The following is a 24,837-nucleotide window of genomic DNA, read 5'->3' as shown; positions in this document are numbered from 1 at the left end:
AAAATTCTGATATATGTAAAAACCGCCCATCCAAAAATGAGCGGTTCACTGATTTAAGTTCACTTTATAAAAAATAGCCTAGAAAAAGTCCGATTGATAATAAAAAGCCAAATATCGTATTTGTTTGAGCTGTTGCTTGCATAGCAGGCATCATCGTAATCGGAACTGTTTTTCCGATGAAACCTTTCGTCGCCTTAATGGCTTTCGGTGCACTTAATACAACGATAGCTAACCAAGGAGAAATGATATTCATCGCAATTAGAATAAATACCCATACGTAAGAAACGATAAACATACTAGCCAGTAACTTTATTGCTCCATTTCTTCCTAATAAAATGGCTAATGTTTTGCGGCCAAACTCTTTATCTCCATCTAAATCACGAATATTATTTGATAATAAAATGGCTCCAACGAGAATTAAGATCGGAATAGAAACGAGCACACTTGTTGTTGTTACAGTTCCCGTTTGAATAAAGAATGCAATTAAGATGATTAGCATTCCCATGAAAAATCCAGCAAAGATTTCTCCAAATGGAGTGTAAGCAATTGGAAGGGGACCACCTGTATATAAATAGCCAATTCCCATGCTAATTAATCCAATAAGAGCAAGCCACCAGCTGCTGTTTGCACAAATATAAACCCCGATTAATATCGAAACACCATACAGCGTAAATGCTAGATTCATAACTGTTTTCGGTTTAATGCCATTGCGAACAATCGCTCCACCAATCCCAACAGATTCCTCATTGTCGAGTCCTCTTTTAAAATCATAATACTCATTAAACATATTCGTTGCCGCTTGAATTAATAAGCTTGCAAGTAACATGGCAAAAAACATGCCGAAATGAATAGTTGTTTCTTGAATCGCTAAAGCAGTTCCGAGTAAAACAGGAACAAAGGAAGCAGTAAGTGTATGAGGTCTTGTTAATTGCCACCAGACTTTCCAATTTTTTTGCTCGGAAGATGGAAAATTTGTATGCATTTCAGGTTGCATCGTAACTCTCCCCTTTGATTTCTTATAGTAAAACGTCATAATTAGTTTCAAACTTATTTATATTAACAAAAATCGTTTGTTCTGTCAAAAATTTATTTGTCATATCCATCATTTAGTCTAGTAAATATGAATAAAAGTGTCAATGGATTTTTCAGGTGATAATGTATAGCTAATGAGAAGTTGAGGATAATTGACATAGCGTCTTTAGTAGGTGTATGTTAAAATTAAAGATAGATAAAAGATAATAGTCGACTGGCTGTTATTGGAGGGATTTTTTTGGTTACGATACAAGAAACGGAACTAAAAGAAGGGATCCTTGAAGCAATAGAAAAAGCTAAAGCCTTATGTAAACCAGTTCTAATTAGTGAAGTGCAACAAATTAATCAAATAGAACCCCTTTCCTTTTTTGTAGCAGGACAAGAAAGCTTTTTAGGCGAGCGATTTTTCTGGAAAGACCCTTCCGATGAGACTTTTATTATTGGCCTTGGAATATGTAAACAAATTCAATCGGCTCAGGCTGCTGGCCGCTTTTTTCATGTCGAAAAAGAGTGGAAGCGCTTTATTGCTGATGCTGTCATATATAATCCATATAAAATGAATGGAATTGGCCCTGTTATGTTTGGTGGTTTTTCTTTTGATCCGTTGAAAGAAAAAACAAAGCTTTGGGAGAAATATGCTGATTCTTTATTTCATATTCCACAGTTTATGTATAGTGAAATTCAAGGGAAGGCTTTTTTAACGACAAATATTGTGTGCACACAGCATGATGACCTGTCATTAATTGAAAAAGTCGTTTCTGAAAGAAAAACACTTTTCTCATCATTATCAAATGTTCAAAATGATCATATGTTTCATTTAATAGATGAGATTGAAGTGAATCCAGAGGGATGGAAGGATACTGTCACCTCAGTTGTGCAAGATTTAAAGCAAACTTCATTAGATAAAGTAGTGTTGGCACGGGAATTAAGATTGTTTTTCAATAATGAAATTCAAGTAGAGCAAGTGCTAACACATTTGTTAGCTGAACAGCATGAAAGTTTTGTATTTGCATTTGAATCAAATGGAGATTGTTTTCTCGGCGCTTCCCCTGAACGTTTAGTGAAAAAAAGTGGAGAAAATTTATTTACAACATGTCTTGCCGGCTCCATTGCAAGAGGGAAGACGGAGAAAGATGATCAGCTTCTCGGAGAAACATTATTAAATGATCCGAAAAATATCATTGAACATGAGTATGTTGTGCAAATGATTAAAGAAGCGATGGAAGAAGTATGTGAAGAAGTTATTTTACCAAAAGAAACACAGCTATTAAAAATGAGAGATATTCAGCATCTTTATACACCTATTATTGGGAAAGCAAATGAACATACATCATTGTTATTATTAGTAGATCGGCTCCATCCAACACCTGCATTAGGAGGATTGCCAAAAGAGCCAGGCGTAGTGAAAATTAGAGAAGTAGAAGAGCTTGATAGAGGTTTATACGGTGCTCCACTGGGGTGGATGGATTATCAAGGTAACGGCGAGTTTTCCGTATCCATTCGGTCTGGACTTGTTCAAGGGAAAGAAGCATCACTTTTTGCTGGATGTGGTGTTGTGGAGGATTCCGATGCAAATAGTGAATATATTGAAACAAAAATAAAATTTCGACCGATGCTGACAGCACTTGGAGGTAAAAATATATGAGTCATCAAGAGGCATTAACCTCTTATATCGCCGCTTTTGTTTCAGAGTTAGTTCATAATGGGGTAGAGGATATTGTAGTAAGCCCAGGATCGAGGTCTACCCCGATGGCAATGGTAATGGCAGAGCATCCTGACCTTCGTGTACATATACATGTGGACGAGCGTTCGGCTGCCTTTTTTGCGTTAGGTATTGCGAAGGCTTCGAATAAACCAACAGCCATCCTTTGTACATCAGGAACTGCTGGTGCTAATTACTTCCCTGCAGTAGTTGAGGCGAATATATCAAGAATCCCATTAATTGTGTTAACAGCTGATCGCCCGCATGATTTACGTGATGTCGGCGCTCCTCAAGCAATTGACCAAATTCATTTATATGGGCATCATGTGAAATGGTTCGTCGAAATGGCTCCCCCAGAAAACTCAGTAGCGATGATTCGCTATGCTCGGACAGTTTGTGCAAGAGCAGCAGCAGTGGCACTCCGAGCTCCAGCAGGCCCTGTACATTTGAACTTTCCTTTCCGTGAGCCTTTAATTCCACAATTGGATAAAGAAGATCTATTCGAGTTAACTGAGCGTTCAAGTGGATATGTGAAAATTCAAACAGGAGAGTTAACTTTACGTAAGGAAGAGTACCAAGAAATTGGTGAAAGCATTAATGAATATTCGAGGGGAATTATTGTTTGTGGCCCGATTGAATTAGATGGTTTCTCAGAAGCTGTGACAAAGCTGGCTGATTCACTTAAATTCCCTATTCTTGCAGATCCGCTTTCCCAATTAAGAAGCGGTGAACACGAGCATACGTATATTATGGATGCATATGATACGTTTTTGAAAAATGAAGATGCAAAGAAATATTTGAAACCAGATGTCATTATTCGTTTTGGTGCCATGCCAGTTTCAAAGCCCCTATCCATTTTTCTGAAAGAAAATCATGGTGTCCGTCAATTTGTCATTGATGGCGGTGGTGGATGGCGAGATCCAGGTATGCTTTCTACAGAAATGATTCATTGTCAAGAAACGCAATTTTGTTCTTCTATCCTTCCATTTGTTGAGGAAAAGAAAGTTACTCGTTTTCTAGAAAAATGGGTAAAGATGAATGAAATAGCTCGAACACATCTCAGAAGGATAAATGATATTGAAGAGCTTAGTGAGGGGAAGTTATTTTCTCAGTTAGCAGAGTCCTTACCTGATGGTGCAACAGTATTTGTTGGCAATAGTATGCCAATAAGAGATTTAGATACCTTTTTCCATTCTAATGGAAAGTCAATACGTCTCATGGCAAACCGCGGGGCAAATGGAATTGATGGCACAACATCCACTGCGTTAGGAGCAGGGGTTTCCTTGCAGCCACTATATTTAGTAGTTGGAGATTTGACCTTCTTCCATGATTTAAATGGGCTTATTGCAGCAAAACAATACGGAATAAATATAAATATTATTTTAATAAATAATAATGGCGGCGGAATTTTCTCATTCCTTCCTCAAGCAAATCATCCGAAGAACTTCGAACAGCTTTTCGGAACACCGTTAGATTTACAATTTGAGCATGTTGTGAAAATGTATGGTGGTCATTATGAACTAATAACGGATTGGGATCATTTTAATACCGTAATGAAGAAGTTTGCCACAACTCAAGGTTTAAAAGTTATGGAAATCACGACAAACAGAGAAAAGAATTTAAGTGAGCATCGTGATTTGTGGAATGCAGTTTCCCAGGAAATAAGTCGAATATTAGAAGGCGAATGCTGATGTATTTTGACATTCAAGGTATTCGCTACTATGCGGACATATGGGGAAACGGTTTTCCTTTTCTATTGCTCCATGGTTTTACAGGTAATAGTTCGACTTGGAAAGAGTTCACTCCTGTTTGGAGTGAACATTCGAAAGCTTTTGCCATTGATATTATCGGGCATGGAAAAACAGACAGCCCGATTGATAAGGCAAAATATGATATTGAGGCAGCAGCAGATGATTTAAACGAAATACTTGAGAAACTTGAAATAGAACAAACAGATATTCTCGGTTACTCAATGGGTGGACGATTAGCACTCACCTTTGCAATGAAGTATCCTGAGAAGGTGAGAAAGCTAATTTTAGAAAGCTCTTCACCAGGTCTTGACAATGAAGAGGAAAGAAAAAAACGGAGATTACAAGACGAAAAGCTTGCTGAGCAAATTCGAATGAATGGCTTAGAAACATTCATTCATTATTGGGAAAACATTCCGCTTTTTCGCAGTCAGCAAAGACTGCCAGAAACGACTCGTAATCTTATTCGAAAGCAACGAATGAGCAATAATGAAATAGGATTAATCAATAGTTTGTATGGTATGGGGACAGGGAGCCAACCTTCTTGGTGGGGATCGCTTGAACAATTAACAATCCCTACTTTGATTATGACAGGCAGTTTGGATAATAAATTTTGCCATATTGCAAACGAAATGACAAAAAGCCTAAAAAATAGTCAATGGCAAACGATAGAAGATTGCGGCCATGCAATTCATGTGGAGAATCCAGAAATTTTTGGTACAATAGTAAGTGGGTTTTTGAATGAAACTTATGAATATATACGATAAAGGAGGATTCCGTTTATGTCAGCAGTAGAATGGATTGCAGGACGTCAGTATGAGGAAATAATGTATGAAACGTACAACGGAATTGCAAAAATTACGATTAACCGTCCACATGTACATAATGCGTTCACACCAAAGACTGTCATGGAGTTAATCGATGCATTTGCCTATGCACGCGATGATTCGAATATTGGCGTAATTGTTTTAACAGGTGCTGGAGATAAGGCATTTTGTTCAGGTGGAGACCAAAAAGTTCGTGGACATGGAGGATATGTAGGTGACGATCAAATTCCTCGTCTAAATGTCCTTGATCTACAACGCTTAATTCGTGTCATACCAAAGCCGGTTGTTGCAATGGTTAAAGGATATGCGATTGGTGGAGGCCATGTTCTTCACATCGTTTGTGATTTAACAATTGCTGCAGACAATGCTGTGTTTGGACAAACAGGTCCGAAAGTAGGAAGCTTTGATGCGGGGTATGGCTCTGGCTACTTAGCAAGAATCGTTGGCCATAAAAAAGCAAGAGAAATTTGGTATTTATGCCGTCAATATAATGCTCAGGAAGCATTAGATATGGGGCTAGTAAATACGGTTGTACCTTTAGATAAGGTTGAAGAAGAAACCATTAAATGGTGTGAAGAAATGCTTGAAAAGAGTCCAACAGCTCTACGTTTCTTAAAAGCAGCATTTAATGCAGATACAGACGGACTTGCTGGAATTCAACAGTTTGCTGGTGATGCAACATTGCTTTACTATACAACTGATGAAGCGAAGGAAGGACGCGACAGCTTTAAGGAGAAGCGCAAGCCTGATTTTGGTAAGTTTCCACGTTTCCCTTGATTTAGGTGCAGTCTCAATTTAGAATAGCTAAACAGCTTGATGGTGTCGCCATCAGGCTGTTTTTACTTTAAAATGGTTTTGTCAATAAAAAGCTTCTATTGTCTAGTAATGTGTCGACTAATATGTAGACTAATATATAATAAGATGAACGATTGATATTATAAGAGGTGGTCTAATGGCTGAACAAATTATGCCGAATTTTATTAAAAAAAGAGCACTTTTAACCCCAGAAAGAGAAGCCCTCCATTTTGAAGGGAGAAATTATACATTTTCTGAGCTTTATGACAGAGCATATCAAATTGCCGGTCAATTAACAGCTTTAGGTTTGAGAAAGCAGCAATATATCGGTGTTCTGCTAAAAAATCATGCGGATACAGCCTTTATTTATTTATCCCTTCACTTACTTGGTATCCGTGCTGTCATCTTGAATAATCGATTATCTGCTGAAGAGCTTGCATGGCAGTTAAAGGATTCAAAATCAACTTTTCTTATAACAGAGAGAGCATTTTCAACGAAGTATCAGGAAATAAAGAATGCATGTCCAAAAATAACATTTATTTCGAAAGAAGAGTTGTTTGAAGCTAATTTTACAAAACCAGATGTAGTTGAAGAGATCTCCTTAGATGAAATTTGTACAGTGATGTATACATCGGGAACAACTGGTCATCCGAAAGGTGTTATACAAACTTACGGAAATCATTGGTGGAGTGCTGTTGGCTCTGCCTTGAATCTTGGCTTAAATGAAAAGGATTGTTGGCTTTGTACCGTCCCATTATTTCATATTAGTGGCTATTCGATTATTATGCGAAACATTATTTATGGAATGAAGATCGTTATTCATGAGTCTTTTTATGAAGAGAAAACAATTGAGTCTATTCAGAATGAGCATGTAACGATTATGTCTGTTGTTAGTACAATGCTAAGTCGAATTGAAGAGGCATTAGATAAGTCAAAACTTCCAACAGAGTTTCGTTGTATGCTGCTCGGAGGGGGACCAGCTTCGAAATCATTACTGGAAAAATGTTTAGCTAAAAACATTCCAGTCTACCAAACATATGGGATGACGGAAACATCTTCACAAATTGTCACACTCTCACCTGAATATTCCTTAAATAAGTTAGGCTCTGCAGGGAAAGTACTTTTTCCTTCACAATTAAAGATCGTAACCTCTGATGGTGAAGAAGCAAATGCAAATGAAGCAGGAGAAATCATCGTAAAAGGTCCAAATGTCACGAGAGGGTATTTAAACCGCAACGAGGAAACGACCAATAAACTTGTGAATGGCTGGCTTTCCACAGGGGATATTGGTTATCTCGATAATGAAGGCTTCTTATATGTATTAGATCGACGTTCAGATTTAATTATCTCTGGTGGGGAAAATATTTATCCTGCTGAAATTGAAGGTGTTCTTGTTGCACATCCTGACATAACTGATGCAGGTGTAATCGGATTAAAGGACGAAAGATGGGGTGAAGTTCCAGTCGCTTTTGTTGTTTTGAAAAAGACATTATCCGAGGATGAGATTGTGCAATACTGCCGACAAAAAGTCGCAAAATATAAGGTGCCGAAAAAAATTTATCCAATTGAATCAATCCCCAGAAATGCTTCGAAGAAAATTTTGCGGAGAGAGCTTAGAAAACGACTTGAAAGCTTGTAATTTCATACTAATCAAAGAGAAAGACGGCATCACTCAGGACACCGTCTTTCTCTTTGTTAAACAATCGGTAAGTTAGATTGAAGGTTCAAAAGTTTTACAGTCGGTTTCCTTACTATTGGCAGCTGTTTCACCTTTATGGCTAACTACATAAATTTGAGAAGCATTGCATTTATTTCCTCTTCCCCAGAAGGTGCAATTATTAACTTCACATAAAACATCTTTGGCCAAATTGATCGTCTCCTTCAAATATATTTGAAATGATTTACGAAAAAATGGATGAATGAGAGGAAATGTCTCTCCACATCCCTATTTTAGATTGTGGCAATAGAAACTTTTTAATTCCTGTTATTTGAAGGAATTATGATAAGCAAAAAACCTCCATTAGGAGGAGGTTTTAATTATTAAGAGCCTTTTCGAGAGCTTTAAGATTCATTTCCATTAGTGAAAAATAAGATGGATCATTTTTCAAATCATTATCAGTTAATACCGATAAATTATGAAGAACTAATGGTTCAGCTCCAATTTCTTTTTGAATAATTTCGGTAAGCTTTGAGTTCACATTTTGCTCGAAGAATACATACTTTAGATCATATTGCTTTGCCGTTGTAATAATTTTTTCAAGCTGCTTTTGAGTTGGTTCATTTGATGTATTTAAACCGGCAACACTAATTTGTTTTAATCCATAGCGTTTTTCCCAGTACCCGAAAGCGGCATGTGAAACAATGATTTCCTTATGCTTGGATTCAGCAATAACTTTTTCAAAATCACTGTTTAATTGATCTAATTCCTTTGATAATGTCGCATAGTTTTCCTCGAATTGCTCTTTATACTCAGGCATTTTTTCAGCAAAAGCCGTTGAGATCGCTTGAGCTAAGTCTTTAGCGTAAATCGGATCAATCCAAACATGCGGATCAATGTCTCCATGGTGATGATGTCCATCATCTTCATGATCACCGTGCTCATCATGGTCGCCATGTTCATCATGCTCACCATCTTCTTCTTCATGCTCTGTAGCTTCAATATGAATGTTTTCCCCAGCACCAACCATCTTCACATTTTCATTTTTTAAAGTGGTTTTCGCCTTTTCCACAAAACCTTCTAATCCTAGACCAATATAAATAAACATATCAGCATCAGCTAACTTAATCATATCCTTTTGAGTTGGTTCAAAGGTGTGCTCATCTGCCCCTGTTGGATAAATGGTGTTTACATTTACATAATCTCCGCCAATTTGTTCTGCGAAATACTGTAAAGGATAGACAGTGGTATAAACTTCTAGCTTTTCGTCACCATCTTTCATAGTATTTTTCGCAGCATTTGTACAGCCTGTTAGTAGTAGGCCAATCGTTAAAAAAAATACGAATAGCTTTTTCATGTTTTCTCCTCTCTTGCTTTCATAAATCGAAGTCATTACGATTTGGTGAAGAAAAAAATAGAATAAAAATCATTTATTCTGTTCTTCATTATTCATGTAAAACGAATACAATTCGGAACCATTCCGATTACCATTTCCTATCTTACATAAAAAAAACATAAAAATCAAGTGTAATATTTGTTTGTTGAAGCATGTTTTTGTATTCTTAAAGATGTAAAATAATTTGTAAGGAGATTTTAAGATGACATTATTAGACGAAATCTTAGATTATAACCAGCATTTTGTAGCTGAAAAAAAATATGAAGAATATTCTACAACAAAATATCCAAATAAAGGTATGGTCATCCTTACTTGTATGGATACCCGATTAGTTGAATTACTGCCAAGAGCGATAAATGTGAAAAATGGGGATGTAAAAATTATTAAAACGGCAGGAGCACTTGTTGCACATCCTTTCGGTAGTATTATGAGGAGCTTACTGATTGCTGTATATGAGCTTCAAGCTGAGGAAGTATTAATTATCGGTCATTATGATTGTGGAATGAGCGGGATGAAGCCAGATGGCGTGATGGAAAGCATGAGAAAACGCGGAAAATCGGAAGAAGCACTTGATACAATCACCTATTCAGGTGTGGATGTAAGAGATTGGCTTAAAGGGTTCGATGATGTGGAGGAAAGTGTCTCACATAGTGTGCGAATGGTGAAAAAACATCCATTAATGCCGACTGATGTTCCTGTTCATGGCCTAGTCATAGACCCAGCAACAGGGGAATTGAAAATTATCGTCGATGGCTATAAGGCTTAATTTTTATTCTTCTTAGGCCATTTTTCAGGAACGGGATCAATTCCGCCTGGATGAAAAGGATGACATTTTAAGATGCGTTTCATAGCTAACCAACCCCCTTTTATCGCTCCAAATCGTTTTACAGATTCAAGTCCATAATGTGAGCATGTAGGGTAAAAGCGGCAAGTTGGTGGTTTTAAAGGCGAGATGACAACTTGATAAAAGCGGATAATCCCAATCATGATTTTTTTCAACATATTTACCATTCCATTCTAGATTTGAAGTGAATCGTCCCTAATGCGAGAATATCGCTTACAAATCAGCAATATATTCTAATGATAAAAAGATAACATATAATCTTTTATTAGTCGAAATAGAAAGTTCATATATTGTTGATGAAGATACTCGGATTTTACTGTACAATAAGGAGAGAAACGAGAGGAGTGTTAAATATGCCATCAGTGGAGAGTTTTGAATTAGATCATAACGCCGTCAAGGCCCCATATGTTAGACATTGTGGAGTGCATAAAGTAGGAACAGATGGAGTCGTTAATAAGTTTGATATTCGATTTTGCCAGCCGAATAAGCAGGCAATGAAGCCAGATGTGATCCACACGTTAGAGCATTTACTCGCTTTTAATATCCGTACTTATTGTGAAAAATACGATCATTTTGATATTATCGATATTTCTCCTATGGGCTGTCAAACAGGCTATTACTTAGTTGTGAGCGGTGAACCGACAGTGGAAGAAATTATTGATTTGCTCGAAGATACGTTGAAATCAGCGGTTGAAGTGACGGAAATTCCAGCTGCCAATGAAAAGCAATGTGGCCAAGCAAAACTTCATGATTTAGAAGGAGCAAAGCGCTTAATGCGTTTCTGGCTAGAACAATCGAAAGAAGAGTTAAAGCAGGTTTTTGCATAAAGTGAAACTTCAATCAGTGGGGGTCTTACAGCCCGTTAATCTGCGATAAAAAGAAGCCGGACTGGGTCAAATCCCAGTCCGGTTTAACTTATTTTTTCCGAATCGTTCTTTTGTTCGACTTGATTATTATCAAAGTGAAGCTGCTCATCAGCAGGATCAACTGTATGTTTGTATGTATAAGCCTTTGATGTTGTGACAACAGCCAAAACAATAACGATCGCAACAATAATTACTGAAATCGCAATTACGGCAATCAATCTTATATCTCCCTTCTTTTTACACATTTCTGCAAACGAAAATAGGAACCCATGTGCATAAGCTTCTATGTAAGGAGTACCTTTGTATGTAATTAATGAATATTACGCTGAGTGACATTTGTGTTTCTACTTCGAGTAAAGTTCTCACTTGCGAATTTTCCCTTTAAGCTTTCAATTAAATAAAGCCCCATAAGATCATACAATTCTTGATTATTTAATTCATGAATAATCGTTAATAAATCATCACGATTCATTTCCTCTAAAAAGGCAAATGCAAGCATGTCGATATCTTCTTCATCCCCAGTAAGCTTGTGACGATAAAGTTCATAAAGTTCGTCAATTATTTTCATGATGTCACCTCCAATTAGGATATATTTTCTTCCATTGATTTTAGTTAGTATATGTATGTTTCTCGATAATGATAGCAAATTTGCATAAATTTTTCACTGTTCGGGTAAGGATAAATAAGACAAATTGTTGTGAAAATGAATCTAGACAAAAAATTATGGATGTAAACAAAAGGAGTAGCGTCAATGACAGAAAATAAAAATACATATTATATTACTGTTGGAACAGGAGAAATTTCACAAAGTGCCACAGCTTCACGCTGGGATTATAAAATAACAGCTACAAATGAAGAAATTAACGAGCTGCGTTCATACTTTAAACAAAACTATTCAACAGAATGGCAAAGCTTTGTACGGGCACATATTCCATTTCTAGAATACCATAATGATAAGGAAAATGATGAATATGATGAAACAATGTCAAAAGTTTATGAGTTGCTTTATAAGCTAGGGGACGATGAGACAAGAAAACATATTGAAGACATGGGATTTTATTAGAAAAACTGGGCATTCGCCAAGTCCTTTCGGAGAATGCCCTAGCTTTTCTTATGCGGTATTTCAAACGCTACAATTATTTGAATTTCATTTTACTTTAGTAATGTTAATAAACTTAAACTTTCCTATTAGCCAATAAAAAAACTGCGGAAATCATTTTCCGCAGTTCTTGCATCTAAGCTGTTATGAATTACATATCCATTTCAACTGCGGAATCAAGAACTTCCTGTGGAACTGTAATCACATCAACTTTGTTCAAGTTTAAATATTTCGCATCTACTGCTTGTTTCAGTGAAATCGTTACTTCTTCAACCGTCATCTCCATATCCATATCCATCTTTAAAGCAACGGGATTAAAGGTTTCTTTATCAACAAGAATCTCGTAATCTACTGAATTAATTTTCATATTACTAAATAAATCTTCATCAGCCATTTCAGCTGGCATAGATTCCATCGCAGTTTCTTTAATGAAATCGTTAAATTTGTCTCCTGAAGCTTTTAATTTAAGGATAAAGTTTTTATCATCCTGTTCAAAAGTAAAATCATCTACAAATTTTTGCAATTTCTTTAATTCTTCACCAGGATTTTGTTGTTGGCCAGCCATTTGTAAGAACATGTCCGTCATTTCTTGTGGGAATTTTATCCACTCCCCACCTGAAGGCTCATAAAGGTACATTCCATCTTCAGTAAAATAACTTTCCATATCTACTTTTTCTTCACCCATTGTCATAGACATTTTTTGATAAAATGCCATCGGATCCATGACTACATCCATATCGATGCTAGAATGAGTATCCATATTCATTTCATCTTCGCTAGAGCTAATATTTTGAGTCATTTCCATTTTAACAGAAAAACTTTTTAAATTTTCAGAGGCAGCAGTTGATTTTTCTAATACTTCCTCTAATGTTAATTTTGATTCTGATTTACTATTAGATTCTCCATTATTATTTGCACTTTCATTAACAGGCTTGGCTGTTTGTCCACAGGCTGCAAGCATAAAAACTAATAGTAAACCTATTAAGTATGATAGGTTTTTCTTCAAAGATAACACTCCTTTTTTTATCGTATTCACCTATTGTACGATAATTTAACTGGAAAAGTTTCAAAAATTTATCAAATCATCCTTTTTTCATAGAAACATCGTAAATAAATCCTTCTAAATGCGGATAGATATAATTAGCGCTATAATATGTTTAATTATGAAATGAGGGATGGATGGTGGAGATATTTATCGATGCAAATGGTTGTATTGTTAAGCTTGCTTTTGAGCGAAATGCCTTTTCGAAACAGCCCAATCATGTTCTCGTTATTTGTCAATTGGAGGATCAATGGCTTTTGACGAAGCATAAGAAAAGAGGTTTAGAGTTTCCAGGAGGAAAAGTGGAGCAAGGGGAATCGATTGAGGAAGCCGCAAGACGAGAGGTCAAGGAAGAAACGGGAGCTGTTGTGAAGGAGCTTCAATTTATTGGAGAATACGAAGTTTCGCACCTTGATGCAACATTTGTAAAGAGGATTTATTATGGAGTTGTAGATAAAGTAGAAGAGAAGGATGATTATCTTGAGACGGCGGGACCAGAGTTAGTCAGAGGAGATTTATTGACCTTAAGATGGGGCGAGGAATACAGTTTTATTATGAAAGATGAAGTAATAGAAAAAAGTATTTTGAAAATACAGGAAAAACGGCATTGAGAAGTGCCGTTTTTCATTATGAACCATTTCTTATTAGTTTTTTCTCTAATAGTTCAACAAGCTGATACATAATTGTAGCAAAAACGGCAATGACAAGTAGGGAAAGCATGACGAGTGTGAAATTAAATACTTGGAATCCGTAAATAATCATGTAGCCAAGCCCTTTAGAAGAAACGAGGAATTCACCCACAATGACACCGACCCATGATAAGCCGACATTTACTTTCAATGTCGAAATAATAACTGGAAATGACGCAGGTAAGATCGCCTCTTTAAAAATTTGCCAGCGTGTAGATCCAAATGTTTGCAAAACCTTTATATAATTTTGATCGACTTCTTTAAAAGACGTATACACAACAATGGTTGTAATGATGATTGAAATAATCGCACCCATCACAACAATAGAAGTGAAACTAGGTCCTAAGGCTACGATTAAAATCGGTCCGAGCGTTACTTTAGGCATTGAATTAAGTACGACTAAATACGGATCTAAAATTTTTGAGAGCATGGGTGACCACCATAACATGGCGGCGAGAAGTGTACCAATAACAGTTCCGAGAATAAAACCGAAAACGGTCTCTGATAGCGTATAGCTCAAATCGACCATGAGAGTTCCGTCTTGAATTTTAACCATTAGTAATGACCAAACTTTAGACGGTGAACTAAATATTAACGGATCAATCCATTGCTTTCGACTGGCAAGCTCCCAACTGGAAAAAAAGAAAAGGAAGATAATGAGCTGATAAAAAAGCACCCACTTTTTTTCGCGTTTTAATGTTTGGAGGTATTGTTCATGAAGAAATTTAATGTTTGGCGACTGATTCAAGAGACTCCAGCTCCTTCCAAACCATTTGAAAAATACGAGAATAATCTTTATGGCTCCTCGCATTGAACGGCGTTTCTTCTCTCAATTCTTTTGGGATGTGAAAGGTTTTGTAAACCCTACCTGGATGAGAAGAAAAAAGAAAAACGCGATCACTCATGGCAATGGCTTCACCGATATCATGAGTGACAAGTATGGCTGTTTTATCGAAAGCTTTCAATGTTGTCGAAACAAGATCCTCGAGCTTTAATTTCGTTTGGTAATCAAGGGCAGAAAATGGTTCGTCAAGCAATAGAAGCTTCGGTTCAGTTGCTAACGTTCTGACGAGAGCAACTCTTTGCCTCATCCCGCCTGATAGCTGCTTCGGAAATTGAGATTCGACTCCTTTTAATCCCATTTTTTTTAACAAATCGAGAGCATACCGTTTTCTTGGACCATCTAAATTCTTACTCATTTTTAATCCTAATAAAATATTTTCCTCAATCGTTTTCCATGGAAAAAGATAGTCTTGCTGAAGCATATACCCAATATTTTCACGAGCTTTCTCAACTTGTTTTCCTTCTAAAGTAACCGTTCCAAATGTCGGCTTAAACAGACCGGCAATGATGGATAGCAAGGTTGTTTTTCCGCACCCGCTTGGACCGAGAAAGGAGACAAATTCTCCTTCCTGAATCTCAAGTGAGACATCGGAGAGGGCCGTTGTCGCAGAGCTTTTCGTGAAATAGGTGTGCTGAACATCGTTAATCGTTAAGAAATTCATAGATGCCCTCCTTATCATAAGCTGAAATTTATTTCGAATACATAATGTTAGGAAAGATTATTTCTTCATAATACTTTCTGCAATCTCTGTATTTACGAGAGTAGTATAGTCAATTCGCTTCGGCAGCTCACCAGCCTCATCCATAATATTTTGTAAATTCTCCCATTCCTCCCTATCTAAAATTGGATCCGTTGCGAACGAGCCTTGACTTTTATAGCGCTCTACCACCATTTCAATAATCTCTAATTCGGTATTATCAAAATATCCTTTAATTAACTCTGCCGTTTCCTTGGCACTGTGGGAATCGACCCATTGCTGAGCTTTATAAATTGCTTTCGTGAATTTTTGGACCGTTTCATTGTTTTCCTTTATATAGCTTTCTTTCGTCATAAAACTTGTGTATGGAATGTGCCCAGATTCTGTTCCAAATGAGGCAACGATATAACCTTTTCCTTCTTTTTCAAAAACACTGGCTGTCGGTTCAAATAGCTGAACAAATTCCCCAGTACCTGATGCAAATGCGGGAGCTATATTAGCGAAATCAACGTTTTGAATTAAATTTAAATCAGTGTGTGGGTCAATACCGTGCTTTTTCAAGACGAATTCCCCAGCCATTTGTGGCATTCCGCCTTTACGTTGCCCAAGGAAGGTTGTTCCCTTCAATTGATCCCATGAGAAGTTCTCAATTTTATGGCGGGAGACGAGAAAAGTACCATCTGTTTGTGTCAGTTGGGCGAAGTTTAGAACCGGATCATTGGAGCCTTGCGCATAAACGTAAATAGACGTTTCAGAACCTACTAGGGCAATGTCGATGCTGTCTGATAATAGAGCCGTCATCGTTTTGTCACCACCAGCAGTTGTTGTAAGCTCAACTTGAAGGCCTTCCTCTTCAAAGAAGCCTTTTTCAAGAGCAACATATTGCGGTGCATAAAAAATAGAGCGTGTTACCTCACCAATGCGAACCTTTTGAACTTCTCCCTTATTACAAGCTGCTAAGGGTATAATAAGAATGGCAATTAGAAGTAGGGAAAAACTAACTTTTAGCCAATTTTTCAAAGCAAAGCCCTCCTAGATTTAGCTTTAAATTCTACATTATCGTATGAATGGGCGAAAAATGTGTGAATGCCTATATGAATAATTTTTAGAATCGAAATGGTAAGATGATTTTGGCCGATAAAATAGGAAATATAAGATATTTTAAGGATATATCGGCCAAACTCGTAATTAATCGGCCAAGTTTAAGATATATCGGCCAAGTTTGAGATATATCGGCCAAGTTTAAGATATATCGGCCAAGTTTAAGATATATCGGCCAAGTTTGAGATAAATCGGCCGAGTTTGAGATATATCGGCCGAACTCGTAATAAATCCGCCAAATGCAGAAAATATCGGCCGAACTCAGAATATAACAGCCGAATTCCAGATATATAAGCAACTCTCACAAAAGGAGATAATCTAAAATGAATTTGATCATACATAAACAAAGGTTTCCTTCGCCAAATCCAAATATAGAATTATCAATCGTTACGTATTGGTCTAGCGGTTTAAAAGTAAAGGGGCTTCTCGCTGAACCGAAGGGTGACAACATTGTTGATGGCTTTCTATATTTGCGTGGTGGGATTAAAAATGTCGGTAAAGTTAGACCTGGTCGCATTGTTCAATTTGCTTCAGAAGGATTTATTGTATTTGCCCCATTTTATCGCGGGAATCAGGGTGGAGAAGGAAATGAAGATTTTGCTGGGGAGGATCGGCATGATGCGTTTTCGGCTTTTGAGCTTTTAAAATTACATCCGAGAGTAAAAAACATCCATATTTTTGGTTTTTCAAGAGGAGGAGTCATGGCATTGCTAACGGCGCTTGAGTTTCCAGAAGCAAAATCTCTCGTTACGTGGGGTGGGGTGAGTGATATGTTTCTTACATATGAGGAGCGGAAGGATTTACGGAGGATGATGAAGAGAGTGATTGGAGGAACACCAACAAAAGTACGTGAACAATACGAATACCGGACACCGCTTTTTCAAATAGAAAAGCTGCAAGTTCCAACCTTAATCATTCATGGGGTCAGAGATGACAATGTATCTGTCGAACATGCCTATCGCCTTGAAAACAGATTGAGGTCACTTGAGAAGAAAGTGGAGAGCTGGTATTTTCAAAGCTACACACATTATTTTCCACCCGGGATCAATCGAAGAATCGTAAAAGACTTAACCGCATGGATGCATAAAATATAAATAAAAAAAGTGCGTCTCTCGACAAAGAGACGCACTAGCTATTTAAGAAATTTCATAGCCGATTATGCAATCGGACCGCCTTTTTCGACAATAGCAGGAGAAACATCCGTGAATTTCTTAAAGTTTTCCCGGAATTTAGAAGCTAATTCTTTTGCTTTGACTTCATAAGCTTCTTGGCTAGCCCAAGTTTTGTTCGGCTGCAGTACTTCATCAGGTACACCTGGAACGTGTAATGGTATATCAAGACCGAAAATTTCGTCCTTTACAGTTTCGATATTATTTAGCTCGCCTTCTAGAGCTGATTGTACCATTGCACGAGTGTAAGGAAGTTTCATACGATTTCCAACTCCATATTCGCCACCAGTCCAGCCCGTGTTTACTAGAAAAACTCTTGAATTGTGTTCGTCGATTTTTTTGCCGAGCATTTCCGCATATTCTGTCGCTGCAAGCGGTAAGAATGGTGAACCAAAGCATGTTGAAAATGTTGCTTGTGGTGAAGTAATTCCACGTTCTGTACCAGCTAGCTTAGAAGTGTAACCACTTAAGAAATGGTACATAGCTTGCTCTTTCGTTAATTTTGCAATTGGAGGTAATACTCCAAATGCGTCAGCAGTTAAAAATATAATTGTATTTGGATGACCAGCAACACTTGGGTCAACAATATTGTCAATGGCTTGTAACGGATAAGCTGCTCGAGTGTTTTCCGTATAGGTGCTATCATCATAGTCAGCAATACGTGACTCATTATTAATGACTACATTTTCGAGAACAGAACCGAAGCGGATCGCATCGAAAATTTGTGGTTCTTTCTCGCGTGATAAATTAATGCATTTTGCATAGCAGCCACCTTCGATGTTAAATACACCATTTGGTGACCAGCCATGCTCATCATCACCAATTAAGCGGCGGTTCGGATCTGCTGATAAAGTAGTTTTTCCTGTTCCAGAAAGACCAAAGAATAAAGCAACATCTCCTTCTACACCTACGTTAGAAGAGCAATGCATAGATAAAACGCCTTTTTCTGGAAGTAAATAGTTCATAATGGAGAATATTGATTTTTTAATTTCTCCAGCATATTCTGTACCACCGATAAGCACTGTACGACGCTCAAACGAAACGATAATAAATGTTTCTGAAGCAGTTCCATCTACAGCAGGATCAGCTTTAAAATTAGGGGCAGAAATAACTGTGAATTGTGCCTCATGCTCTAATAATTCTTCATCAGTTGGACGAATGAATAGTTGATGAGCAAACAGGTTATGCCATGCATACTCATTAATGACTTGAATTGGCAAGCGGTATTTTTTATCAGCACCTGCAAATCCTTTAAAAACAAAAACTTCCTCTTTTTCTTTTAAATAATTTAAAACTTTATCATATAAGTTCGAAAAAATTTCCTCAGAAATTGGTTGGTTGACATTGCCCCAATCAATTCTATCCTTTGAAGAGGCTTCTTCTACGATGTATTTATCCTTAGGTGAGCGACCAGTATATTTTCCAGTGGTTGCACAAACAGCACCGGTTGAAGTGATAGAGCCTTCATTACGATTCAAAACTTTTTCAACTAGCTGTGGAACAGATAATTGAATATGAATATTATTTCCTATTAATAGTTCGGTTAGTTTATTGGAAATCCCTACAGAATTCATCTGATGAAAACCTTCCTTTATCCAGTTTATTTTCTAATGAATAATCTCGTGAATAGTATAACACATTCAGGTGATTAATCTATACTAATGGTGATTTTTTTTATCAAGAAAATGGATTTCTTTTTCTTGTATATAATATCATAATCACGATGGAAAATATGTTAAAATATATTATCGCATATGAACGGGACTGATTCTATGAAAACGCTCGCATTATACGACAATACATGCTCATTATGCAAGCAATCAAAACGAGTTTTTCAAAAGTTAGATTGGCTTCATCAAGTGAAGTGGGTTTCCCTACAGGAGTATGAACAAATGGAAGAGGGAGAATCCTTTAATAAGGTGGATTTGCGAAGAGAGCTTCACATTATCACTTCCAGAGGAAAAGTATTGAAAGGTTATAACGCAATCCGGTATTTATTCGTACTTTTTCCAGCTACAGCAATTGGAGGAGTGATTTTGTTTCTTCCTTTTACTCATTTACTTGGGAATCCAATTTACAAACGAATTGCTAAAAATAGACACCGATTTTTAAGAAAAAAATGCGATGATGGAAGTTGTTCATTATAATGCGCAAGTAACAAGAAAATACACGATTAATTTAAGAAACTTATTGACATCCTTTCATACTATACGTTATGATCATTTCTTGAACGGATACTCTCTTATCCCGAGCTGGCGGAGGGACAGGCCCTATGAAGCCCAGCAACCTGCTTTACGATTTTTATAGAGCAAAGGTGCTAAACCTGACGCAAGGACTTTGATCCTTGAACGATAAGAGTGAAAGGCGCGAATCGATTTGCTTTCAACCTTTTCACATTGATGGAAGGGTTTTTTTGTTGCAAAAAAGATGGACGGCTTTTGAAATGCACAATTTATGGGGTTGCTTATTACGATATCTGAAGAGGAGATTGACGGATATGATAATAAAAACTCCATGTTTATTTCATATTATTTAGGGAATGAGTTCCGTATCAAACCAAGATTGCTTTGTTAAAAAGGAATCTTACTCAATTTCTATCTAAGGAGGAAATCAGATGTCAAGAAACGTACGTTTGTTTACTTCTGAATCTGTTACTGAAGGTCATCCAGATAAAATTTGTGACCAAATTTCTGATGCAATTTTAGATGCGATTTTAGCTAAGGATGCCAATGCTCGAGTAGCTGCAGAAACGTCAGTAACAACGGGTCTTGTCCTAGTTGCAGGAGAAATCACTACATCTACGTATGTAGATATTCCAAAAATTGTTCGTGAAACAGTGAAAGAAATTGGCTATGATCGAGCAAAATACGGCTTTGATGCTGAAACTTGTGCAGTGTTAACATCTATTGATGAGCAATCAGTAGATATCGCTATGGGGGTTGACCAAGCACTAGAATCTCGTGAAGGTCAAATGAGTGATGAGGAAATTGAAGCAATCGGTGCAGGAGACCAAGGATTAATGTTTGGTTTTGCTTGTAACGAAACGAAAGAGCTTATGCCTCTTCCCATTTCAATGGCACATAAGTTAGCTCGCCGTCTGACAGAAGTGCGTAAAGAAGAGATCATTCCATATCTTCGCCCAGACGGAAAAACTCAAGTTACCGTTGAATATGATGAAAACAATAAGCCAGTTCGCATTGACACAATTGTTATCTCAACTCAACATCATCCAGAAATTACTTTAGAACAAATTCAAAGAGACTTGAAGGAACATGTCATTACTCCAGTTGTTCCACAAGAACTAATTGATGAAAATACAAAGTATTTTATTAACCCAACTGGTCGTTTCGTAATCGGTGGACCACAAGGAGATGCAGGTTTAACAGGCCGCAAAATCATCGTTGATACGTATGGTGGATATGCTCGCCATGGCGGTGGTGCATTCTCTGGGAAAGATCCAACAAAAGTTGACCGTTCTGCTGCCTATGCTGCTCGCTATGTGGCGAAAAACATCGTTGCTGCAGGCTTAGCAGATAAAGTAGAAGTTCAGCTTGCTTATGCAATTGGTGTTGCTCAACCAGTATCCATTTCTGTTGATACATTTGGAACAGGTGTCGTGAGAGAAGATATTCTAGTTGATGTCGTTCGTAAAAACTTTGATCTTCGTCCAGCAGGCATCATCAATATGCTTAACTTGCGCCGTCCGATTTATAGGCAAACAGCTGCTTATGGTCACTTTGGCCGCACGGATATTGAACTGCCTTGGGAAAAAATTGATAAAGCAGATGCATTGAAGGCGGCTGCTTTACAAAAATAAGATTAATAAAAAAGTGGGGGCTTCATTTTTATGAGGCTCTTATTTTTTATGTTGAAGCGAAGCGAAGTTCTTGGAAAAAGGAGTACTTGCGAAGATAAAGGTAACTAGGTTGCCAGAATAATTCTCAAAAAGAAGGAGTGTCGCGTAAACCAGGAATCAGAAAGCCGAACTAATTCCCGAAAATCAGTAGCACCGTGAAAACCGGGAATCAAGAAGCCAAACTAATTCCCAAAAATCAGTAGCACCGCTAATTTCGAGAATCAAGAAGCCAAACTAATTCCCAAAAATCAGTAGTACCGTGAAGATCGGGAATCAAGAAGCCAAACTAATTCCCAAAAATCAGTAGCACCGCAAAGATCGGGAATCAGTAAGCCAGACTAATTCCCGAAAATCAGCAGCACCGCTAATTTCGAGAATCAAGAACCCAAACTAATTCCCAAAAATCAGTAGCACCGTGAAGATCGGGAATCAAAAAGCCAAACTAATTCCCGAAAATCAGTAGCACCGCTAATTTCGGGAATCAAGAAGCCAAATTAATTCCCGAAAATCAGGAGCAACGTGAAGATCGGGAATCAAGAAGCCAAACTAATTCCCAAAAATCAGTAGCACCGCGAAAACCGGGAATCAGAAAGCAGGACTAATTCCCGAAAATTTGGAGGATCATGAAAATCGGGAATCAAGAAGCCAAACTAATTCCCGAAAAACAGGAGCACCGCGAAAATTGGGAATCAGAAAGCTAGACTAATTCCCAAAAATCAGGAGGATCATGAAAATCGGGAAACAAGCTACCAGACTTATTCCCGAAAGTATCAATACTCACAATCATTTCTCAATCTGCAATGATTTGTAATATTGTGCTTTTTCGGCGTATTCTCTGCTGATCCTTTTCATGTCTTCAATATCTTCAGCAGTTAATTCTCGAATGACTTTAGCTGGTCTGCCAAATGCAAGCGTATTGGGAGGGATTTTTTTCCCTTGTGGCACAAGACTGCCAGCACCAATAAATGCGCCCTCTCCAATTTCGGCTTGATCAAGTATAATGGAGCCCATGCCAATTAGTGCTTTTTTTCGGATGATGCAGCTATGTAAAATGACTTGATGACCGACAGTTACTTCGTCTTCGAGAATGAGTGGATTGTTTGGGCTTTGGTGAAGAACAGAGTTGTCTTGGATATTTACCTTTTTTCCGATGATTGTTGGCGCAACATCTCCTCTAATGACTGTATTGAACCAAACGCTAGACTCATCCCCAATTTCCACATTGCCTGTAATGGTTGCATAATCAGCAATAAAGGCAGATTTCGATATTTTTGGAAGTTCCCCTTTATATGGATAAATCACTTTTTAAAAAACATCCCTTCATTTAAAATAATAAATAAATTTTACCATAAAATAGTTGAGAGATAATATTTACGTAAATATTAGGTCGAAATATTGTGAAGAATAGATGTTTCTAGGCTATAATTTAAACAATATGGCTTAGGCATAAGGTTTAGGAGGAAAACTATGTGGAAATGGGAAGCTGAAGGAGAGGCTAAAGCAGTCATTGTCATCGTGCATGGCGCGATGGAGCATCACCGAAGGTACGGTTGGCTCATTGAAATGTGGCGATTGGCAGGATTTCATGTCATCATGGGCGATCTCCCAGGCCAAGGAATGACAACAAGATCAAGAAGGGGTCATATTGATTCTTTTGATGAGTATATTTTCGAGGTAAAGGATTGGATTCAAGCAGCTTATCAATTTGAACTGCCGGTATTTTTAATCGGGCATAGTATGGGAGGTTTAGTCGCCATTCGCCTTCTACAAGAAGAAAGGCTGAATTTAGCTGGGGTAATCCTTTCATCGCCATGTCTAGGATTAATGAAAAAACCATCCAAAATACTTGAGATCATTTCTCGAGGCTTAAATGTCATTACACCAAGCTTACGATTGGATTCAGGGATTTCTGTAGATTTGGCAACTCGCAATAAAGATGTTCGGGATGCAGACTCAAATGATACATTATATGTAACGAGAGTATCAGTGAGGTGGTATTGTGAACTTACGCATGCCATCAAGCTTGGGTTTGAACAGCTTGATCATATTCAAGATGTGCCATTGCTTGTTATGCAGGGAGGAGAAGATTTAATTGTTGATAAAAGAGCAGTAAATGACTGGTTTAATCTTGCTCCATTTTCTGAAAAACGATTTAAAGAATGGCCAAATTGCTATCATGAAATCTATAATGAGCCTGAAAGAGAAGAAGTGTTTGAATATACAAAGGACTTTGTGAACAGCCAATTAAAGGCGATTGGTTATATTATCTGATTTTGTAATGAAATAGAGCTATTCTGTGGAGAAAATTCGAGATTAGTTTCTCTTGGTGGATGGTAATTAGGGGTTACCTAATATAGTAGGAGTGAGTTTTTATGGGTGTACCTTCAATGCCTATTAGTTTAATGTCAAAAGTGTATACGAAAATACTTCCGATTGTTCATAAGGAATTATCCTATTGGAAAAAAAGAGCGGAAGCCATACCTGATCCGGAGCTGCGAAAACAAGCTTTAGCAAGCATTGAACATAAAACCTTTCATTGTGAAGGCGGCTCCATTATGGCTTTAACCGCCATTGAAAAATATCCACTTGCCATCAAATTCATCGTTGCTTATCAAACAATTAGTGACTATTTGGATAATTTATGTGATCGCAGCACTTCTTTAGATCCTGAGGATTTTGCTGCTCTCCATGAGTCAATGATGGATGCGTTAACGATTGATGCGATCCCGAAAAAGTATTACCGATTCCGAAGTGAACAAAATGATGGAGACTATTTAGCGGATTTAGCCGCTACTTGTCGAGAGGTACTGTCTGAGCTAAAAAATTATGAAAAAATTAAAGATTATTTACTTGAATTATGTAGTTATTATTGTGACTTACAAATTCATAAGCATGTGAAAGCGGAAGAGCGTGTCCCTCGTCTGCAAGACTGGTTTGATGAAAATAAAGAACAGATTCCTGAGATGGAATGGTATGAGTTCTCAGCCTGTTCTGGTTCAACTTTAGGCATTTTTTGCCTTGTTTCTTATGCAATGAGAGATGATTTTGAACAACATTATGCCGAAAAAATTCGTAATGGATATTTTCCATACATTCAAGGTTTACATATATTATTGGATTACTTTATTGACCAAGATGAGGATCGGGCTGGTGGAGATTTAAATTTTTGTTTTTATTATGAGAATGAACAAAGATTATTTGAGCGGTTAAAGCATTTTGTTGATGAAGCTGATAAGCATACAGAGCAGCTGCCACATAAACGTTTTCATCAATTAATTAATCGGGGGCTGCTAGGGATTTACCTTTCAGATGAAAAGGTAAGAAAACAGAAAAAAGTAAAGAAGTTTGCAAAGAGTATCATTAAAAAAGGTGGACTCACAAGTCTTTTCTTTTATTTGAATGGGAGAGCTTACCGAATGATGCAAAAGTGGCGATTTAATAATTAACGAAAGGCTTGCAGAAGAGGCAAGTCT

The 24,837-nt window shown here is 37.3% G+C and carries 26 protein-coding genes and 1 riboswitch; of the genes, 14 read left to right on the top strand and 12 right to left on the bottom strand.

Annotated features, from left to right (window positions below):
- Positions 1–64: 64 nt before the first annotated feature.
- Positions 65–994, bottom strand: a complete 930-nt coding sequence (locus KDN24_RS20415) for a 1,4-dihydroxy-2-naphthoate polyprenyltransferase (RefSeq protein WP_409973130.1) — start codon at positions 992–994, stop codon at positions 65–67.
- Positions 995–1,270: 276 nt separating this feature from the next.
- On the opposite strand from KDN24_RS20415, the gene KDN24_RS20410 reads away from it, so the two are divergent.
- The 5 genes from KDN24_RS20410 (at position 1,271) to KDN24_RS20390 (ending at position 7,743) form a co-directional block, all read left to right on the top strand.
- Positions 1,271–2,677, top strand: a complete 1,407-nt coding sequence (locus tag KDN24_RS20410; protein ID WP_491348138.1) for an isochorismate synthase — start codon at positions 1,271–1,273, stop codon at positions 2,675–2,677.
- On the top strand, positions 2,674–4,425 hold the full coding sequence (gene menD, locus KDN24_RS20405; protein ID WP_491348137.1) for a 2-succinyl-5-enolpyruvyl-6-hydroxy-3-cyclohexene-1-carboxylic-acid synthase: 1,752 nt from the start codon (positions 2,674–2,676) through the stop codon (positions 4,423–4,425). The genes KDN24_RS20410 and menD overlap by 4 nt, the downstream gene beginning before the upstream one ends.
- Positions 4,425–5,249: a 2-succinyl-6-hydroxy-2,4-cyclohexadiene-1-carboxylate synthase gene (gene menH / locus KDN24_RS20400; RefSeq protein WP_409973127.1), complete on the top strand. Its 825-nt coding sequence runs from the start codon at positions 4,425–4,427 to the stop codon at positions 5,247–5,249. Before menD ends, menH begins: the two co-directional genes overlap by 1 nt.
- Positions 5,250–5,264: 15 nt before the next feature.
- On the top strand, positions 5,265–6,086 hold the full coding sequence (gene menB / locus KDN24_RS20395) for a 1,4-dihydroxy-2-naphthoyl-CoA synthase (RefSeq protein WP_409973126.1): 822 nt from the start codon (positions 5,265–5,267) through the stop codon (positions 6,084–6,086).
- Between the two features lie 175 nt (positions 6,087–6,261).
- On the top strand, positions 6,262–7,743 hold the full coding sequence (locus tag KDN24_RS20390; RefSeq protein WP_409973125.1) for an o-succinylbenzoate--CoA ligase: 1,482 nt from the start codon (positions 6,262–6,264) through the stop codon (positions 7,741–7,743).
- Positions 7,744–7,815: 72 nt separating this feature from the next.
- Here the strand turns inward: KDN24_RS20390 and KDN24_RS20385 are convergent, their stop codons facing one another.
- A complete protein-coding gene (locus KDN24_RS20385; RefSeq protein ID WP_409973124.1) occupies positions 7,816–7,971 on the bottom strand; it encodes a DUF1540 domain-containing protein in 156 nt (51 codons plus the stop codon).
- 166 nt (positions 7,972–8,137) lie between these two features.
- The gene (locus KDN24_RS20380; RefSeq protein WP_491348136.1) at positions 8,138–9,118 is read right to left on the bottom strand and encodes a metal ABC transporter solute-binding protein, Zn/Mn family; all 981 of its coding nucleotides are present in this window, start codon (positions 9,116–9,118) and stop codon (positions 8,138–8,140) included.
- 241 nt (positions 9,119–9,359) lie between these two features.
- Between KDN24_RS20380 and KDN24_RS20375 the strand changes: the two genes are divergently transcribed.
- Positions 9,360–9,923 carry a beta-class carbonic anhydrase gene (locus tag KDN24_RS20375; protein WP_409973122.1) on the top strand — a complete coding sequence of 188 codons (564 nt, stop codon included), beginning with the start codon at positions 9,360–9,362 and terminating at the stop codon, positions 9,921–9,923.
- On the opposite strand, the gene yidD is transcribed toward KDN24_RS20375, so the two are convergent.
- The gene (yidD, locus tag KDN24_RS20370; RefSeq protein WP_409973121.1) at positions 9,920–10,159 is read right to left on the bottom strand and encodes a membrane protein insertion efficiency factor YidD; all 240 of its coding nucleotides are present in this window, start codon (positions 10,157–10,159) and stop codon (positions 9,920–9,922) included. The genes KDN24_RS20375 and yidD overlap by 4 nt on opposite strands.
- A 195-nt stretch (positions 10,160–10,354) precedes the next feature.
- Between yidD and KDN24_RS20365 the strand changes: the two genes are divergently transcribed.
- A complete protein-coding gene (locus tag KDN24_RS20365; protein WP_409973120.1) occupies positions 10,355–10,828 on the top strand; it encodes an S-ribosylhomocysteine lyase in 474 nt (157 codons plus the stop codon).
- 83 nt (positions 10,829–10,911) lie between these two features.
- On the opposite strand, the gene ytzI is transcribed toward KDN24_RS20365, so the two are convergent.
- Together ytzI and KDN24_RS20355 are read right to left on the bottom strand one after the other, a co-directional pair.
- On the bottom strand, positions 10,912–11,085 hold the full coding sequence (gene ytzI, locus KDN24_RS20360) for a YtzI protein (RefSeq protein ID WP_409973119.1): 174 nt from the start codon (positions 11,083–11,085) through the stop codon (positions 10,912–10,914).
- Positions 11,086–11,177: 92 nt separating this feature from the next.
- Positions 11,178–11,435, bottom strand: a complete 258-nt coding sequence (locus KDN24_RS20355) for a DUF6154 family protein (RefSeq protein WP_409973118.1) — start codon at positions 11,433–11,435, stop codon at positions 11,178–11,180.
- A 183-nt stretch (positions 11,436–11,618) separates the two neighbouring features.
- On the opposite strand from KDN24_RS20355, the gene KDN24_RS20350 reads away from it, so the two are divergent.
- Positions 11,619–11,930, top strand: a complete 312-nt coding sequence (locus KDN24_RS20350) for a hydrolase (protein WP_409973117.1) — start codon at positions 11,619–11,621, stop codon at positions 11,928–11,930.
- A 187-nt stretch (positions 11,931–12,117) separates the two neighbouring features.
- On the opposite strand, the gene KDN24_RS20345 is transcribed toward KDN24_RS20350, so the two are convergent.
- Positions 12,118–12,981: a DUF6612 family protein gene (locus KDN24_RS20345; RefSeq protein WP_409973116.1), complete on the bottom strand. Its 864-nt coding sequence runs from the start codon at positions 12,979–12,981 to the stop codon at positions 12,118–12,120.
- A 164-nt stretch (positions 12,982–13,145) separates the two neighbouring features.
- Here KDN24_RS20345 and ytkD point away from each other — a divergent pair, with 164 nt between their 5' ends.
- Complete coding sequence (gene ytkD / locus KDN24_RS20340; RefSeq protein WP_409973115.1) at positions 13,146–13,619, top strand: RNA deprotection pyrophosphohydrolase; 474 nt, start codon at positions 13,146–13,148, stop codon at positions 13,617–13,619.
- A 16-nt stretch (positions 13,620–13,635) separates the two neighbouring features.
- Here the strand turns inward: ytkD and KDN24_RS20335 are convergent, their stop codons facing one another.
- Genes KDN24_RS20335 through KDN24_RS20325 form a run of 3 tightly spaced genes read right to left on the bottom strand, consistent with a single transcriptional unit; the run spans position 13,636 to position 16,258 of the window.
- Positions 13,636–14,445 carry an ABC transporter permease gene (locus KDN24_RS20335; RefSeq protein WP_409973114.1) on the bottom strand — a complete coding sequence of 270 codons (810 nt, stop codon included), beginning with the start codon at positions 14,443–14,445 and terminating at the stop codon, positions 13,636–13,638.
- Positions 14,423–15,202 (bottom strand): ABC transporter ATP-binding protein, encoded by a 780-nt coding sequence (locus tag KDN24_RS20330; protein WP_409973113.1) that lies wholly within the window; start codon positions 15,200–15,202, stop codon positions 14,423–14,425. The genes KDN24_RS20335 and KDN24_RS20330 overlap by 23 nt, the downstream gene beginning before the upstream one ends.
- 57 nt (positions 15,203–15,259) lie before the next feature.
- Positions 15,260–16,258 carry an ABC transporter substrate-binding protein gene (locus KDN24_RS20325; protein ID WP_409973112.1) on the bottom strand — a complete coding sequence of 333 codons (999 nt, stop codon included), beginning with the start codon at positions 16,256–16,258 and terminating at the stop codon, positions 15,260–15,262.
- 404 nt (positions 16,259–16,662) lie between these two features.
- Here KDN24_RS20325 and KDN24_RS20320 point away from each other — a divergent pair, with 404 nt between their 5' ends.
- Complete coding sequence (locus tag KDN24_RS20320) at positions 16,663–17,433, top strand: alpha/beta hydrolase family protein (RefSeq protein WP_409973111.1); 771 nt, start codon at positions 16,663–16,665, stop codon at positions 17,431–17,433.
- Positions 17,434–17,495: 62 nt separating this feature from the next.
- On the opposite strand, the gene pckA is transcribed toward KDN24_RS20320, so the two are convergent.
- On the bottom strand, positions 17,496–19,082 hold the full coding sequence (pckA, locus tag KDN24_RS20315; protein WP_409973110.1) for a phosphoenolpyruvate carboxykinase (ATP): 1,587 nt from the start codon (positions 19,080–19,082) through the stop codon (positions 17,496–17,498).
- Between the two features lie 198 nt (positions 19,083–19,280).
- Between pckA and KDN24_RS20310 the strand changes: the two genes are divergently transcribed.
- Positions 19,281–19,655 carry a thiol-disulfide oxidoreductase DCC family protein gene (locus KDN24_RS20310; protein WP_409973109.1) on the top strand — a complete coding sequence of 125 codons (375 nt, stop codon included), beginning with the start codon at positions 19,281–19,283 and terminating at the stop codon, positions 19,653–19,655.
- Positions 19,656–19,747: 92 nt separating this feature from the next.
- A riboswitch (SAM riboswitch) is annotated at positions 19,748–19,866 on the top strand.
- 256 nt (positions 19,867–20,122) lie between these two features.
- The gene (gene metK, locus KDN24_RS20305; protein WP_409973108.1) at positions 20,123–21,325 is read left to right on the top strand and encodes a methionine adenosyltransferase; all 1,203 of its coding nucleotides are present in this window, start codon (positions 20,123–20,125) and stop codon (positions 21,323–21,325) included.
- Between the two features lie 822 nt (positions 21,326–22,147).
- On the opposite strand, the gene KDN24_RS20300 is transcribed toward metK, so the two are convergent.
- Entirely contained in the window at positions 22,148–22,666 is a 519-nt protein-coding gene (locus tag KDN24_RS20300; protein ID WP_409973107.1) for a gamma carbonic anhydrase, read from the bottom strand.
- Between the two features lie 165 nt (positions 22,667–22,831).
- On the opposite strand from KDN24_RS20300, the gene KDN24_RS20295 reads away from it, so the two are divergent.
- Complete coding sequence (locus KDN24_RS20295) at positions 22,832–23,635, top strand: alpha/beta hydrolase (RefSeq protein WP_491348135.1); 804 nt, start codon at positions 22,832–22,834, stop codon at positions 23,633–23,635.
- Positions 23,636–23,736: 101 nt separating this feature from the next.
- A complete protein-coding gene (tbcS, locus tag KDN24_RS20290) occupies positions 23,737–24,810 on the top strand; it encodes a tetraprenyl-beta-curcumene synthase (protein ID WP_409973106.1) in 1,074 nt (357 codons plus the stop codon).
- Positions 24,811–24,837 lie beyond the last annotated feature (27 nt).

The organism is Cytobacillus sp. Bva_UNVM-123 (assembly GCF_046351715.2).
GTDB lineage: Bacteria > Bacillota > Bacilli > Bacillales > Cytobacillaceae > Cytobacillus.
The sequence above is the reverse complement of the archived record's forward strand: the minus strand, read 5'-3'. Positions and strand labels throughout refer to the sequence as shown.